This window comes from Paenarthrobacter sp. CC6 (assembly GCF_040560085.1).
Taxonomy (GTDB): domain Bacteria; phylum Actinomycetota; class Actinomycetes; order Actinomycetales; family Micrococcaceae; genus Arthrobacter; species Arthrobacter nicotinovorans.
Genome location: NZ_JARDAN010000001.1, coordinates 222,754 through 238,152 on the forward strand (window position 1 = coordinate 222,754; position 15,399 = coordinate 238,152).

At 63.9% G+C, this 15,399-nt stretch carries 12 protein-coding genes and 2 tRNA genes; 4 read left to right on the plus strand and 10 right to left on the minus strand.

Annotated elements, in window-relative coordinates; all coding sequences use genetic code 11:
- Positions 1-5: 5 nt before the first annotated feature.
- On the minus strand, positions 6-1,238 hold the full coding sequence (locus PV760_RS01080; RefSeq protein WP_354626970.1) for an ABC transporter substrate-binding protein: 1,233 nt from the start codon (positions 1,236-1,238) through the stop codon (positions 6-8).
- Positions 1,239-1,517: 279 nt separating this feature from the next.
- Here PV760_RS01080 and PV760_RS01085 point away from each other — a divergent pair, with 279 nt between their 5' ends.
- On the plus strand, positions 1,518-2,747 hold the full coding sequence (locus PV760_RS01085; RefSeq protein ID WP_110503813.1) for an ROK family protein: 1,230 nt from the start codon (positions 1,518-1,520) through the stop codon (positions 2,745-2,747).
- Positions 2,748-2,785: 38 nt separating this feature from the next.
- On the opposite strand, the gene PV760_RS01090 is transcribed toward PV760_RS01085, so the two are convergent.
- The 9 genes from PV760_RS01090 to PV760_RS01130 form a co-directional block, all read right to left on the minus strand.
- A complete protein-coding gene (locus PV760_RS01090; RefSeq protein WP_039242464.1) occupies positions 2,786-4,357 on the minus strand; it encodes a Na+/H+ antiporter in 1,572 nt (523 codons plus the stop codon).
- 128 nt (positions 4,358-4,485) lie between these two features.
- Complete coding sequence (locus PV760_RS01095) at positions 4,486-5,142, minus strand: SDR family oxidoreductase (protein ID WP_189075272.1); 657 nt, start codon at positions 5,140-5,142, stop codon at positions 4,486-4,488.
- 61 nt (positions 5,143-5,203) lie between these two features.
- Positions 5,204-5,277, minus strand: a tRNA-Met gene (locus PV760_RS01100).
- A gap of 61 nt (positions 5,278-5,338) precedes the next feature.
- Positions 5,339-5,410, minus strand: a tRNA-Thr gene (locus tag PV760_RS01105).
- Between the two features lie 118 nt (positions 5,411-5,528).
- Positions 5,529-6,086 carry a LysM peptidoglycan-binding domain-containing protein gene (locus PV760_RS01110; protein WP_354626937.1) on the minus strand — a complete coding sequence of 186 codons (558 nt, stop codon included), beginning with the start codon at positions 6,084-6,086 and terminating at the stop codon, positions 5,529-5,531.
- A 212-nt stretch (positions 6,087-6,298) separates the two neighbouring features.
- Complete coding sequence (locus tag PV760_RS01115) at positions 6,299-8,485, minus strand: DEAD/DEAH box helicase (RefSeq protein ID WP_079580800.1); 2,187 nt, start codon at positions 8,483-8,485, stop codon at positions 6,299-6,301.
- A gap of 381 nt (positions 8,486-8,866) precedes the next feature.
- A complete protein-coding gene (locus PV760_RS01120) occupies positions 8,867-9,523 on the minus strand; it encodes an MOSC domain-containing protein (protein ID WP_193589852.1) in 657 nt (218 codons plus the stop codon).
- Positions 9,524-9,555: 32 nt separating this feature from the next.
- Positions 9,556-10,230 (minus strand): response regulator, encoded by a 675-nt coding sequence (locus tag PV760_RS01125; protein ID WP_055971590.1) that lies wholly within the window; start codon positions 10,228-10,230, stop codon positions 9,556-9,558.
- Positions 10,227-11,744, minus strand: coding sequence for a sensor histidine kinase (locus PV760_RS01130; protein ID WP_354626939.1), 1,518 nt, complete (start codon positions 11,742-11,744; stop codon positions 10,227-10,229). The genes PV760_RS01125 and PV760_RS01130 overlap by 4 nt, the downstream gene beginning before the upstream one ends.
- Before the next feature lie 152 nt (positions 11,745-11,896).
- Here PV760_RS01130 and PV760_RS01135 point away from each other — a divergent pair, with 152 nt between their 5' ends.
- From PV760_RS01135 to PV760_RS01145, 3 genes are read left to right on the plus strand one after another with little or no spacing between them, the layout of a single operon-like run.
- Positions 11,897-12,619: a hypothetical protein gene (locus tag PV760_RS01135; RefSeq protein ID WP_018776754.1), complete on the plus strand. Its 723-nt coding sequence runs from the start codon at positions 11,897-11,899 to the stop codon at positions 12,617-12,619.
- 2 nt (positions 12,620-12,621) lie between these two features.
- Positions 12,622-13,827, plus strand: coding sequence for a glutathionylspermidine synthase family protein (locus PV760_RS01140; protein WP_018776755.1), 1,206 nt, complete (start codon positions 12,622-12,624; stop codon positions 13,825-13,827).
- A complete protein-coding gene (locus PV760_RS01145; protein ID WP_354626940.1) occupies positions 13,824-15,350 on the plus strand; it encodes an APC family permease in 1,527 nt (508 codons plus the stop codon). The genes PV760_RS01140 and PV760_RS01145 overlap by 4 nt, the downstream gene beginning before the upstream one ends.
- Positions 15,351-15,399: the final 49 nt, after the last annotated feature.

Below are 15,399 nucleotides of genomic sequence, written 5' to 3' on the forward strand. Positions count from 1 at the left end.
CTGCACTACTGGCGGAACGCCAGCCGCGCCCAATCTGCGTCGAGTGTGCGGAGGGTGGATGCAGGGGATGCGCCGAAGACGATTGCCTGCGTGTAGTTCATGATGGGGATGGTGCGCGGAACCAGCACCGATGGGCCTTGGTACACGCGGGACTGCGCGTAGTACTCCACCATTCCCGCAACCCGGGGGTCGGTGGCCTTGGCGGAATCCTTGGTGGGCGCAAAGCCCAGCTGCGATGCGTTGTAGGAGTCGATTACTTCAGGACGGTAAAGGTACTCCAGGAAGTCGCGCGCGGCTTCCTTGTGCTGTGACGCTTCCGGGATCCAGGCCGCAAGGTCGACGTTGACGCGGACGCGCAGATCCTGGGGGTCCTCGGTCATCGGCAAGGGGAACGTACCCAGGTCCATGCCGGGGGCCGTCTTGGCAATTTCACTGAACGCCCAGGGGCCCTGCAGGTACATGGCCGCCTTGCCTTGGGAGAACGCGAGGTTGCCGTCCCCGTACGCCCGGCTCGCGGCATCCTTGTTGACGTAGTTCTGCGCCAGCGTCAGCATCTTCCCCACGGGCTGGTCAAAGTCCTTTTGGAAGGACGCCGATGAATCCGGCCCCACCCGGGTGCCTTCGGCGTCGAGCTTCTTGAAGAAGTCAAGGGTGTCCACTTGGCCGCCCACCGAGTAGTCGAACCATCCTTGCGCAATCGTCCAGTCGTCCTTCCACGTGGCGTAGAAGGGGGTGACGCCCGCTGCCTTCAGGGCATCACACGCTGCGATCAGTTCGCTCCAGGTCCTGGGCACGGCGATGTCGTGCGCTGCGAAGATCTCCTTGTTGTAGATCACCGAGGACGCCATGACCGAGTACGGCAATGCACTGGTGCGGCCGGGATAGGAACCGTACTGGTCCATAAGCGGCTGGAGGTCCCCACGGATACGGCCGGCAGCTTCAGTGCCGGACAAGTCACTGAGTGCTCCCCTTTGCACGAAGCGGGAAGTCTCCATGTTGTAATTCGCCAAGGCCACGTCCGGCGGGTTGCCCCTGACGAAACTGGCCGAAACGACGTCAACGCCAGAGGTGTCCAGTACTACCTCGGTTTTGTCCTGGGAGGCGTTGTAGTCTGCGACGAGCTTGGTCATGAAGCCGATGGCCTCCCGCTTGCTGAAGGTGAAGCGGATGGTCTCCTTGCCTGGTGCCCCGGTACAGCCCGAGAGGAGACCGGCCAGGAGGGCCAACCCCAAAACCATCGCCGCCAGGCGTTTCCTGCGCGTTGCTTTCACAGACTCCGTAGTCCTTTCGTCGCGGGAACTCCGGATGGCTTCCATGCCATGGCGGAGTGGCCGGCCGCGGCCTCGTCCCCAACTTTTGATAGGTGATAAATTTATAACCCATCGATAATGTTGGGTGATGGGCGCCACAGCGTCAAGTGGTGGACGAAATGTGTTGTCATCTAAATTTATGCACTAAATTTAGATACACCGTCCCGTCACTCCGATGGGCGGCTTCCTCATCCATCGGGAGTCGGAATGCTGACCGGAACTGCTCCGTCCACCCAACTCGTCCGCCGGGTCAATGCCGGCGCGATGCTCAAGGCCATGCGCGGCGCCGGAGTGGTGACAGGCACGGAACTGATGGCGTCCACCGGACTCTCCCGCGCCACGGTCATCTCCATCTGCGACGAACTGGTCAGGCTCGGGTGGCTCCAGGAACTGGAGAACCAGCGGGGAGCCGGGGAATACGTCAAAGGCAGGCCGGCCCGACGCTTCGTTTTCGACGACAGCGCGGCCACCGTGATCGGAATCGACATCGGCGCCAACAAGATCACCGCGATCGTGGCTGACATGGCCGGCACTCCACTCTCCCAAGTCACTATGTCCTTCCGGACGGACACCGTGGGCGCCGATGAGCGTGCCGATGTCCTGGACAAGATCGCAGCAGACGCGTTGGAGAAGGCGGGCGCGACAGCGGACTCCGTACTGGCCGTTTCCGTCGGAGTTGCTGCCCCGGTCAGCCGTGACGGGGAAGTCCTGACCGCCCAGGAATTCTGGAAGTCCTTCGATGTCCGCGGGATCATCTCCGAGCGGCATGGATGGAAAGTACTTCTGGAAAACGATGCCAACCTGGCCGCGTTGGCCGAGCGATGGCAGGGCACAGCCCAAGGCGTGGACAACCTGGTGGTCATGCTGGCCGGCGACCGGCTGGGTTCCGGCATCCTTGAGTCCGGCCGCTTGCTGCACGGCCAGCGTGGCGGATTCGGGGAGCTCGGGTTCCTCGAAAACGTAGACGGCGTCGGCGACACCTACGGAATAGCCCACTACGCAGTGCTCTGGGGACAGGAGGCCCTTGAATCGCCGGGGGACAACTCGGTACTGGGCGAACTCTGCGGCCACGATCCCGCCGCACTGACCGCTGAAATGGTCTTTAAGGCAGCAGCCGACGGCGACCACGCCGCTTTGAAGGCCCTGGAGCGCGTGGCAGGGCGCATGGCCCGGGTGATCGGTTCCATCGCCACGTTGGTCAACCCTGAGCTGGTGGTCATTGCAGGCGGCGTGGCACCCTCGGCCCAAGCTTTGCTTCCTGGCATTGCGAAGCAGCTGCCGGACTTCACCTTCACTCCCCCGCGGCTGGCTGCCTCGGTCCTGGGCGACGGGATCGTGTCGCTTGGCGCGATCCGCCACGCCCTGGACTATGTAGAGGAACACGCCCTGGACCTTTACCCGGCGTCCTTACCGAAACACCCGGCGTCGAAACACTAAGCGTCGACACATAAAGCGCCGAAAAACAGAGTGGCCGATTAGTCCGGCATCGACATGGTGCGCAGGTCCAGCTGACGCAGGACTCTGTCCGCGACCTCGGGGTCGGTCCCCAATTCGTTGCGGGCTGCCACCACTTCCTGGCGTGCCGCATCGAGGGCAATGGTCTGCACGGCGATGGACAGTTCGCGTCCCCGCTTGCGCTTTTCGGCCGCCGATTCATTCCGCAAGGTGCCGTCCAGCAGTTCGGCGTGGAGACGCCGCATCTTCTCCTTGATCAAGGCAACCTTCTCCGGCGGAAGTTCCTTCATGAGATCGTGCTCCTTGAGGGCGGCAACTGCGGCAGACTGGGCCCGCTTGGCCAGCTCCTTGGCTGCGTCCTTTTCATGGGAGCCGTCCTCCGTGGCGTCCAGAACCCGCATCAGCCATGGGAGGGTTAGCCCGGGAAGAACCAGGGTGGCCAGAAGTACGGCGCAGGAAATGACCAGGATCTCGTGCCGGGCGGGGAAATCGCTGCCGTCAGGCAACGTCAGCGGCAGTGCCAACGCAAGCGCCAACGTGGCAAGCCCGCGCATTCCGCACCAGGTCAGGATCAGCACCTCCTTGGGCGAGGTGGGCTGCAGGAGGTTGCGCCGCCGTCGGGCCGTCAGGGCAAGCAGCCCAAGCCATAGGTACCGCACCACGAAAACAAGAACGCAGATGACAACCGCCATCCCGATCATCCCGAAGATGGCTGTTCCTTCGTCCCGGATGACCTGGCGGATTTCCAGCCCCACCAGGCCGAAGGCAAGGCCCGTGGCGAGCAGCTCCACCACGTCCCAGAACGCCGTCCTGGTGACGCGCTCAGCGGCATCCTGCGGACGCGCATGGCGCTGCAGTTCCAAAGCGGTGACGACGACGGCCACCACACCTGAGGCGTGGAGCTCTTCGGCGAGGATGTACGCCGCAAAAGGAACCACCAAGGTCACGGCGCTGCGGGCCACCATGGACGTCACCAGCTTGGTGATGAACCGGGTCAGCAAGCCCATGGCAATGCCGATCACCACAGCCAGTGCCGCGCCCAGCACGAACTGGGGGATCACCTCCGGGCCCACTTCCTTGCCGGACATCGTGGCGGCCACGGCGGCCTGGAAGATCACGATGGCCGCGGCATCGTTGAAGAGGCCTTCGCTTTGCAGGACCGTCACGAGCCGGCGCGGCATATGCACCCGCCCGGCCACGGACTCCACCGCCACGGGATCGGGGGGCGCCACCATGGCACCCAAGGCGATCGCAGCAGGGATCCCAATGCCCGGAATCATGAGCCAGGCAGCACCGGCCACCGCAGCCGTGGAGACCACCACCAGGGCAACTGCCAGCAGCAGCAGTGTCCGCCAGCGCACCCGGAACACCGCCCACGAACTCTTCTGCGCCGTGGCGAACAGCAACGGAGGAAGGAAGATCGGCAGGATCAGTTCCGGCGAAATCTCAAACTCGGGGAAGCCCGGAATGAAGGTGAGCGCGACCGCAAGGAGCAGCATCAGGACCGGATAAGGAAGCCGGAGCCGGTCCCCCAGGCCAACAGCAACCACCGTTGCAAGCAGCAATCCGACTATGAGCGCCAGCTGATCCATGTTCCTGCTTCCCCGGATGGTGTAAGGCCCTTCCCCGGGCAACACCGGAAAAGTTCCCTACCAACATATCCCGAGGCACAGGCCTTCCCCCGACCGCAGCCCACCCATGAGGGGAACCGGTCCGGGTGTCAGTCCTTGGTGAGGGCGTCCACCACGTCCTCGGTCCCGTCCTTGAACGGGATGGTACGTCCAACGGTCCCGGGCAGTTCCAGGACGGCCGCAGCGACGAGCGCAACATTAGCCCGGGAGGTCCCGGTGCCCCCGCCCGGGTTTTCCGGGTTCAGCTCGATCAGGCCAGTGGCGGGGTCGTCCGTCAGGGTGCCAGGGCCCAAAACAGTCCAGTCCAGCTCGGTGCCGCGCAGGTAGTCATCGGCCGCGGCCTTGGACTCCGCGTAGGCGAAGAAGGGGTTCTCCGGAGGGACCCCGTGATCCTTGGAAGCACCGAGGTAGGAAACCATGACATACCTTTGGACGTCCGCTTCTGCCGCGGCGACCATGGAACGGATGGCAGCGTCCCGGTCCACGGCGTATGTCCTGGCAGGATTGCCTCCGCCTGCGCCTGCGGACCAGACCACGGCGTCATGGCCCCGGAGCGCTTGGGCGAGTTCCGCCGTCGTCGAATTTTCAACGTCGAGCACCTCGGCAGAGGCGCCCGTCTCCGTGACATCCGCCACGTGGTCGGGATTGCGGATGAACGACGTGACGTCGTGACCTTCACCACTAAGAATCCGGGACAGATGCAGGGCCACTTTCCCGTGGCCGCCAATAATCGCGATTCGGCTCATGGACCCATTGTGTCCCATAAACGAAAAACCCCGCAGACAACATCTGCGGGGTCTTGCTCTGTAGCGGTGGGGAGGCTCGATCTCCCGACCTCACGATTATGAGTCGTGCGCTCTAACCAACTGAGCTACACCGCCACGAATGAGAAAAACCTGTGTCAAGCCGGTCAAAACCGCCTTGACACAGGCCCTCATCCAGAGCCCCCCACCGGAATCGATCCGGTGACCTCGTTCTTACCAAGAACGCGCTCTACCACTGAGCTAGGGGGGCAACGAGTAAATACTCTACCGGACGTTTTCAGAAGCTACAAATCGGCGAATCGACGGGGAAAAACGGCGTCGACACAATTTGCAAAGACGCACTTTTGCTGATCTACAAACGGAGAAAATCAGGGCAGGCGCAGCACTTGGCCCGGGTAGATCTGGTCGGGATTGGGCACCGTGTCCGCATTGCTTGCGATCAAGGCACCAAGGTCCACTCCGAACTGCGCAGCGATCCCGCTCATGGTGTCCCCCTGCTCCACCACGACTTCGGTGACACGCGGCGCCACCGGCCCTGGCTGTCCTGTCCCTGCTGCGGCCTCAGCGGCCGCCTCCTGCGCCTGTGGCTGCACTTCCGGGGCATCGGGTTCCAGTCCCTCCTGGGAGGCCTCCTCTGCGGCTGCAGCGTCCGCTGCTGCCTGCTGCTGCGCAGCTTGGGCTGCCGCGGCTTCGGCTGCGGCAGTGTCCGATGCTGAAACCTCGACGGCGGCGGCGTCCTCCGCGGCCTGGGTCACGGCAGTCTGGTCCTCCTGGGGCGCGGCAGCGACGCTGTCCACAGGAACGCTGTCCGTATGCTGCCTGTCGTCGGGCTCTTTGTCCCTCTGTCCTGGGGCCGGCTGGCCTCGGTCCGCGTGTTCCTTGTCCCCGAAGCCAAGGTTCTTCTTCAAGTTATCCAGCAATCCCATGGAGCACTCCCCTGTTCTGCGCGGTTCAGTCTGTGCCTCGATCGTACGGCCGGTGTCAGCCGGGCGGAACCCGGTCCTGCCCGATATCCCGCTGCACAACGCGAAGGGTCGGGCGAACAAGATCGGTACTGGCCCGTTAAATGCCTCAGGGGGCCGGCTCGAAAGCCGGCCCCCTGAAGGGAACTACCTAATATTTACTACCGGGCTGGTGTTTACCACTTGCCCTTGCGGTTGAAGTCGCGGTTGCTGCCTTCGCCACCCGTGCGGGGCTTGCGGGCACCGTCACCGTGACCACCGAAGCGTGAGCCGCTGGCCTGGCCGCGGTCGCGGTCGCCGTAGCTGCCTGCCGTGCGCTCGGTGCGGTCGCTGTAGGAGCGGCCGCCACGGTCAGCGGAGGAACGCTCGCCGTCGGACTTGCGGAATTCCTTCTTGAATCCGCCGTTGCCCTTGAAGTTGCCGCCTCCGCGGTTTTCACGGTCGCCGTAGCCGCCGCGTCCGCCACCGGAGTAGCCGCCACGCTCGCTGTTGGGCCTGCGGCCGTTGTCCAGCTCAAGGTGGATCAGCTCGCCACCGATGCGGGTGCGGGACAGTGCGCGCAACTGCTCGGGGCTCAGGTCTGCCGGGAGCTCCACCAGGGAGTGGTCCGAGCGGATGTCGATGCCACCGATCTGTGCGGAGGAAATGCCGCCTTCGTTGGCAATGGCACCCACGATGGAACCCGGCATGACGCGCTGGCGGCGTCCGACGGCGATCCGGTAGGTTGCGTTGCCCTCGGTGAGCGCACGGGTCGGGCCACGGGAACCGAAGCCGTCCTTGGAGCGCTCGCGCTTCTGGTACTCCGGAGCTGCGGGCAGTTCCTTGACCAGCAAGGGCTGTCCACCCTGCGCCATGACGGCCAGGGCGGCTGCGATCTCCGAAGCCGGAACGTTGTGCTCTTCCTCGTAGGAGGCGATGAGGTCGCGGAACGCAGCAACATCCTCGGACGCGAGCGTCTCGGTGATGCGCTCGGCGAACTTGCCCAGGCGAAGCGTGTTCACGGTCTCCGCGGTCGGCAGGTGCATCTGCTCCACCGGCTGGCGGGTGGCCTTTTCGATGGAACGCAGCAAGTACTTCTCACGCGGCGTCATGAAGAGGATCGCGTCACCGGAACGGCCTGCACGGCCGGTGCGGCCGATGCGGTGCACGTAGGACTCGGTGTCGTGGGGGATGTCGTAGTTGATGACGTGGCTGATGCGCTCAACGTCAAGGCCACGGGCCGCGACGTCGGTAGCTACCAGGATGTCGATACGGCCTTCCTTGAGCGCGTCAACAGTGCGTTCGCGCTGCTGCTGCGGGATGTCGCCGTTGATGGCGGCAGCCTGGAAGCCACGGGACTTCAGCTTGTCGGCGAGGTCCTCGGTAGCCATCTTGGTGCGCACGAAGGCGATGACGCCGTCGAAGTCTTCAACCTCAAGGATGCGGGTCAGGGCGTCCAGCTTGTGCGGGCCCATGACCTGGAGGTAACGCTGCTTGGTGTTGGCACCCGTGGTGGTCTTCGACTTCACGGAGATTTCGGCAGGGTTGTTCAGGTACTGCTTGGACATGCGGCGGATCTGGCCCGGCATGGTGGCAGAGAACAGGGCAACCTGGCGGCTCTCCGGGGTCTGCTGGAAGATCTGCTCCACGTCATCGGCGAAGCCCATGCGCAGCATTTCGTCAGCTTCGTCAAGAACGAGGTACTGAAGCTCGGAGAGGTCCAGCGAACCCTTGGCGATGTGGTCGATCACGCGGCCGGGGGTACCGACAACAACCTGGGCACCGCGGCGCAGGCCGGCGAGCTGGGGGCCGTAAGCCGAGCCACCGTACACCGGGAGGACCGTGAAGTCATCAATGTGCTTGGCGTAGGAAGTGAACGCCTCGGCAACCTGCAGGGCCAGTTCACGCGTAGGAGCCAGGACCAGGGCCTGGGTCTTGCGGGACGGGCCGTTGAGGTCGTGGAGTTCGGCCAGGCGGGAAAGGGCAGGAACAGCGAAAGCTGCGGTCTTGCCGGTACCGGTCTGGGCGAGACCGACGACGTCGCGGCCTTCAAGCAGCAGGGGGATGGTGGCTGCCTGGATGGGGGACGGCTTTTCGTAGCCGACATCCTGCAGGGCGGCCAGAACGCGGCCATCGATGCCAAGATCGACGAACTTAACGCCTTCTTCTTCCTCTTCTTCTGCCTTGGGGGCAGGAGCTTCGGTCTCTTCTGCCTTGGGGGCAGGAGCTTCGGTGAAGGCGGGGGCTGCAGACTCAGCTGCGGCAGTCTCGACGGGGGCAGCGGCAGCAGCCGGTGCTTCAGCTTCGGCGGGTGCGGTGACCTCTGCTGTTTCAGCGGAGTCGGTGTTCCGTGCGTCGAAGTTTTCGTTGAGATTTTCGGTCATAGGGGGAAATTCCTCATCCATAGGGCAGTCGGCGCGGCCCGGTTGGGCTTGGCCGCATTACTCGTCGCAAAAGCAGGCAAGGTGCCCTGCTTTCGCAAGAAGTCCGGCGCTATCGCAATCCCATGGCAGGACTTCCCGCTGCATCTCTTGGCTGCTATCCCAGCAGTCTGTACAGCGTTTTCTTTAGCCGGCTCTCCCTATGAAAATGCCCGCACACATTTGCGGGCCCCAACACTTACCAGTCCTGCCTCAAGAATTGGGCAGGATAAAGGGATTTCCGGAGTGGGGGATATTTCAAGTGTAGGGCACAGGGTGGCCCCACCGCGACTTAAGACCCCGCGATGGCCGGGTGAGCTTGTTCACACCCGACCTCCGGAGCTGCTAGAGTCCGCTCCTCCGCAGCACTTTTTCGAACTCGGGGCGGTAATCCTCCTGCAAACGGATCTCCCCGTCCGCCTCCGCATCAAGCAGGGTCTGGACCAGTTCCGGAGTCGGATCGCTGAACCACTGGCCAACGGTGATGCCGTGCTTGGGAATGAACGTGCGGTGGATATGGTCCCCCGCTGAGATGCTTCCCGTCTTGACCACCCGCAGGTAGGTGCCCACCCGCCCGGCCTCGGAAAAGCGCTTGACCCACGTTGGTTCCCCCAAAACGCGTTGGAAGGTGGCGCAGGGTGTGCGGGGAGAGGTCACTTCAAGTTCCACATCCAGTCCGACCTTCCACCTTTCGCCGATCACAGCACCCGTGGTCTCAATGCCGGATACACGCAGGTTCTCGCCAAAGATTCCCGCGGGAAGGTCCCGCTGCAACTCGCCGGACCAGTAATCGGCGTCCTCCTGCGAGTAGGCATAAATGGCCTGGTCTTCCCCACCGTGATGCAGACGGCTGGCCTGCACGTCCCCATGGATACCCAGCTTGTGGACCTTGACCGGTCCCTCGATGGGACGTTTGTCGATGGCGGTGACGCCCACGCTTCCCAGGGGATCGGGAAGCAGTTGATGGACGCGGCAAACGGCAAGGACGGAAGCGGTGTTCATGGGCACCAGTCTACGGATGGGCGGGCAGGGGATTAAGGATCAAAACGGTAGCCCATCCCCGCTTCCGTATGCAGGTGGCGGGGTTCAGCGGGGTCCCGTTCCAGCTTGCGCCTCAGCTGGGCGATGTAGACCCGCAGATACTGGGTTTCCTTGGCATAGGCCTGCCCCCAGACCTGGGTGAGGATCTGCTGCTGGCTGACCAGCTTGCCCTTGTTCCGGACCAGCAGCTCGAGGATGTTCCACTCAGTGGGGGTCAGCCGGACTTCGGCCCCGTCCTTCACTATCCGCTTGCCGGCCAGGTCCACCACGAAATCGGCGGTGGCCAACGTTGGCTCTTCGGCTCCGGTGACCACACGACGCGACGCCACCCGGAGCCGGGCAAGAAGCTCATCCAAACCGAAGGGCTTGGTCACGTAGTCGTCCGCACCGGCGTCGAGCGCCTCCACTTTGTCCTCCGAAGCGTGCCGGGCCGACAAAACGATAATGGGCATGTTGCTCCAGCCGCGGATGCGGCGGATGATCTCCACGCCATCGATGTCCGGCAAGCCAAGGTCCAGCACCACGATGTTGACCGGATGCTTCGCGGCCGCACTTAGCGCGTCGGCTCCGTTGCCCACTGTCAGGGCCTGGTATCCGTGGGCTTGGAGGGTGACCTGCATGGCCCGGGCAATGCGGGCCTCGTCCTCAACGATCAACACCAGCGTCACAGCGGATCACCTGCCCACAGCGGCAAGGTGACAACCATGGTCAAGCCGCCACCCGGCGTCGGCTCCGCCGCGAGCCTGCCGCCCATGGCCTCGCTGAAGCCCTTCGCCACGGCAAGCCCCAAACCGATTCCGCCGCCGGTCCCTGTTCCTCCCACGGGCGCGCCCGCAGACGAATCACCAAAGCGCTGGAACGGCTGGAACATGGTGAGGACCTCCTCGTGGCCCACACCCTTCCCGTGGTCCGTGATCCGCAGTTCGCTGGCGGGCTGCTCCCCCAAGGTGATGCCTTCGCCGGTCCTGGCCGTCAGCACTACATCCGAGTCGGGGGCGTACTTCATGGCGTTCTCCACAATATTGGCGACAACCCGCTCCAGCATCCCTGCGTCCGCCTGGACGGGCGGCAGGTTGGGTGGCAGTTCGTTGCGCAGCCGCTCGTGCGGCACGCCCCGCAACGCGTCCGGCAGCACATCCGCCCACAAAATCCCGCTCAACAATGGATTTACTGCGTCGGCAGTAATGCGGGACATGTCCAGGAGGTTGTCCACCAGGTGGTCCAGGCGGTCCGCATAATCCTCGATGGTCTCCAACAGCTCCCGCTCGACTTCCCGGGGAAACGTCACATCCTCCTGCCGGAGACTGCTGACAGCGAGCTTGATTCCGGCCAAGGGAGTCCTCAAATCGTGGGACACCGCCCGGAGGATGGACGTCCTCATCTTGTTGCCCTCGGACAGCCGGATGTTGTCCCTCCTGCTCTTCACCAACTGCTGCCGCTCCCGCACCGCCACCACGAACGCGCCGAACGCCACCAGCATCCGCTGATGCTGCGGAGACAAGGGCCCTCCGCGCAGCAGCAACGTGTAATGCGGATCGACGACGGCGGCGTGGTCGGCAGCGGCATGCGTCACCGGCGGATTGGGGCCGGCGGTGGCGAGGACCCGCCATTCGGCAGGGGCGCCTCGGGCGGCGGTGGCCGTCGAGCCGAGGAGCGTCACGGCATCCATGCCGAGATTGCCGCGTACTTTCTCCAGGAAGGTCTCCAGGCTCCCATCCGAGCTCAGTATCCGGAGGGCAAGTTCACTCAATGCCGTGGCCTCCGCCCCTGACCTTGCCGCTTCCTGCGCCCGGCGGCTGGCCAGGCCCACGGCCAAGGCCACTCCGCAGGCTACGGCCAGGAAGACCACCAAGGTGAACAACGTGGTGGGATCCGCAATGGACAACGAACCAACAGGGTCTGCGGAGAAGTAGTTAAGGAGGAAGCTGCCCAGGACCGCTGCCACCACGGCCGGCCAGAGACCCCCAATGGCCGCTACCGCCACAGCCACAGCCAGTTGGAGAAGCATGATCATGGCGAAGTTGCGGAAATTAAGGACAGTAACCGCCAGTTCCACCGCGGGCGGCAACAGAAGCGCCAGGACCAGTCCTGCCGTTACCCGTCCACGGCCGATTCCGCGCACGGTGGGAAACCTCAGCAGCGCGCCGTCATCGCCGTTGCCCTGAGCCTCAGTTCCCGCCATGGCTACATCCTTACACGGTTCCAAAGGTGGGTACTTCTCCCCACTTTCCGCCGGGGTGAGTGCCTGCGGCGTTCGCAAGGACTAGGCTTGCTCTGAGCATTCCGGTCCCGGCGTGGCGCCGGGCACACCACGGTCTATCCAGGGGGATACACATGGACCCGAAAGACAGCCCTGACGCGGCCGGCAACAAAGGCAGCGGCGGGGACAACAACGATGCCTTCAACGCGGCCAACAACCCTCCCAAGCCGCCGCCATGGCAGGTCCCGAAGCCGGAACTCCATCCTGAGCTCTTCACCCCTGTCGAAGACGGTCCGGAAGAGGGCGGAAAGCCGGCAAAGAACAAGCCGGCAAGGAACAAGAAGGTACCAGCCGGGGCAACAGCTGCCAGCGGCGCAGCAGGCCAACCCCAGCCGGGGCAACCCCTCCCCGTCGTGGACCCGTTCGAACGCGAACGCGAACGTGATGCCGCCGCCGCAGCCAAGAAGAAGAAGCGTTCCCAGCGCCGCACCGTCGTGGTGGGCTTGGGCGTGACGGCCCTGCTGGCTGGAACCATCACCGCCATCGTCGCCTCCAACGAGCAGGAAGCTGACTACGCCCAGGTCTGTTTCAACGAAGAAACCGGCGAGCGCGTCGACGATGACCAGTGCAACAACAGCAGCTCCGCAGGCCGGAGCTCCGGGGTTTATGCCTGGTACTTCTACTCGCGCGGTGCCAGTGTGCCCGCCGTCGGCCAGAACCGCAGCTCCTACCCGACCGCCACCAAGACGGTGCCCCAGGGAGCCAAGTCCTCCACGGGATACAGCACCAAGGGCGGCACGGTCAGTCGTGGTGGCTTCGGCAGCAGTTCCAAAAGCGGCGGAAGCTCGGGAGGCTAGGCGTGCGTCGACTGCACTCCGCGCCCAGGCCGGACTGGAAGCAAAAGATCGAAGAACAGGGCCTGGTTTTCTCCACCACCACCATGCCCGATGGCCGCAAGATCGAGTACTGGAACGAATCGGCCTACTACGAGTTCACCATGGACGAGGTGGAAACCCTCGAGAAGACCGCCGAGGACATGCACCTCATGTGCCTGGAGGCAGCGAAGTACCTTGCCAGCGGCGCCATGGGCGACATCGGCATCGGGCGCCAGGCGCTGGAGCTTGCCGCCGAGTCGCTCCAAGCCGGGGACATGGACATCTACGGCCGCTTCGACTTCATTTATGACGGCAAAGGCGGCCCGGCGAAAATGCTGGAGTACAACGCCGACACCCCCACCGGACTGATCGAAGCGTCGGTTGCCCAGTGGTTCTGGTTGCAGGATGTCTTCCCGGAGAAGGATCAATGGAACGGCATCCACGAAGCCCTGATCCGACAGTGGAAGAAATTGCAGTTCCGCACCGGCATGAGCACCCTGCATGTTGCCCATTCCGAAGCCGAGGAGTCCGGCGAGGACTGGATGACGGCTGCCTACATGCGCGATGTGGCCAGCCAGGGCGGCTGGACCACCATCGGTATCAACATGTCCGACATCGGCTGGGATCCCAACCTGAACCGGTTCGTGGACCTGGACAATTTCATGATCAGCACCATGTTCAAGCTGTACCCGTGGGAACTGATGATGAAGGAGCCTTTCGGGCACCGCCTTTTGCAGCGCGCCCACAACCCGCGCTGGGTGGAACCGGCATGGAAAATGCTGCTGTCCAACAAAGCCCTGCTGGCCGCCCTGTGGCACCTCTACCCGAACCATGAAAACCTGTTGCCCGCCTACTTGGGAGACCCCGGACCGCTGAAGGAATGGGTGGCCAAGCCACTTCACGGACGCGAGGGAGACAACATTCGGATCCACGCACCCGGCATCGACATCTCCCAGCCCGGCGGATATGGCAGGGAAGGCTGGTGCTACCAGCAGTACCATCCGCTCCCCGACTACGACGGAAACCACCCGGTCCTGGGCCTGTGGGTGGTGGACGGCGAGTCTGTAGGGTGTGGAATCCGCGAGTCGGACGGGCCCATCACGGACTACTTCTGCCGCTTTGTTCCCAACACCATCGACTCCCCCGCGCCTGTCGCGCCCCCTGCTACTTCCTATGGAGCTGCACTATGAGCACTGAAACCTCGACGCCGGGTGGCGGCACGGCGGGCGGCGACCGTACCGCCGTCGTACCTTCCAAAGGCCTCCACGCAGGGATCCTGGACCTGGGTGACTCCGTCATGCTGGGGCTGGCGTCCACCGCGCCTGTGTACTCGCTGGCGGCCACGCTGGGACTCATCGTTGCTGTCAACGGTAACTACACACCGTTGATCCTGGTCCTCGGATTCATTCCCGTCCTGTTCATTGCCTATGCCTTCCGCGAGCTCAACAGCGCCATGCCGGACTGTGGAACAACGTTCTTCTGGGCCCGCAAAGCGTTTGGTCCGTGGGCCGGCTGGCTGGGAGGTTGGGGCGTGGCCCTGGCCGGGATCGTGGTGCTGGCAAATCTTGCCCAGATCGCCGGGAAGTACCTCTGGCTGCTGGTAGGGGATGGTTCATTGGCGGAGAACAAGTGGCTGGTGACCGCGACCGGAGTGCTGTTCATCGTGTTCATGACCTACGTGAACCACCGCGGCATCAGGCTGGGCGAACACGTCCAGAGGACACTGACTTACATCCAGTACATCTCGCTGGGCATCTTCGCGGTCGCGATCATTTTCCGGATCGCAGGCGGCGCGCCCGAGGGGCAGGCGTTCGACTTTGAATGGTTCAACCCCGCTGGGGCGTTCGCCGATCCCGGTGCCGTGGTCCACGGCGCCTTGCTGGCGTTGTTCATTTACTGGGGTTGGGACACCTGCCTCGCCCTGAACGAAGAAACCGAGAACCCGGCCAAGACTCCCGGGCGCGGTGCCGTGATCTCTGCTTCCGTGCTGGTGGCGATCTACGTTTCCGTCGCCCTGCTGGTGATGATGTACGCGACCATTGGAACCGACGGCATCGGCCTGGGCAACGAAGCAAACCAGGACGACGTCTTCCTGACCATGAAGGATGTCGTTCTCGGCCCCTGGGGCTGGCTGATAGTCGTCGCCGTCCTGGCGTCCGTCCTGTCCTCCACGCAGACCACCATCCTGCCGACGGCGCGCGGCACACTGTCCATGGGCGTGCACGGTGCCCTCCCTGCACGCTTCGGCAAGGTCCACGAGCGCTTCATGACGCCGGGCTTCTCCACCCAGGTGATGGGCGCGGTGGCCGTGGTCTACTACGTGGCCATGAGCTTCCTGAGCGAAAACCTGCTCTCCGACTCCATCAGCGCCATCAGCCTGTTCATCGCTTTCTACTACGCACTGACCGGGTTCTCCTGCGTCTGGTACTTCCGCTCGACACTCCGGGACTCCGCCCGCAATCTCTGGTTCCGGGGCATCCTTCCACTCCTGGGCGCGCTGTCACTCACAGCGGCGTTCTTCATCTCCGCGGTCCAGATGTGGGACCCGGCGTACGGCGATACGCAGATCTTCGGGATCGGCGGAGCTTTCGTGAGCGGCGTGCTGCTCCTGGCACTCGGCGTGGTCCTGGCAATTGTGTGCCGTTTCGCTCCCTCCACCCGGGCTTACTTCACGGGTGAGCGGGCCGACGCCGGAGTGGTACGCGGCGAGTAGCGGGCTGCTAGCTGCGGAGTCGGGGCAGCTCAACTGGACTTGGGGCTGC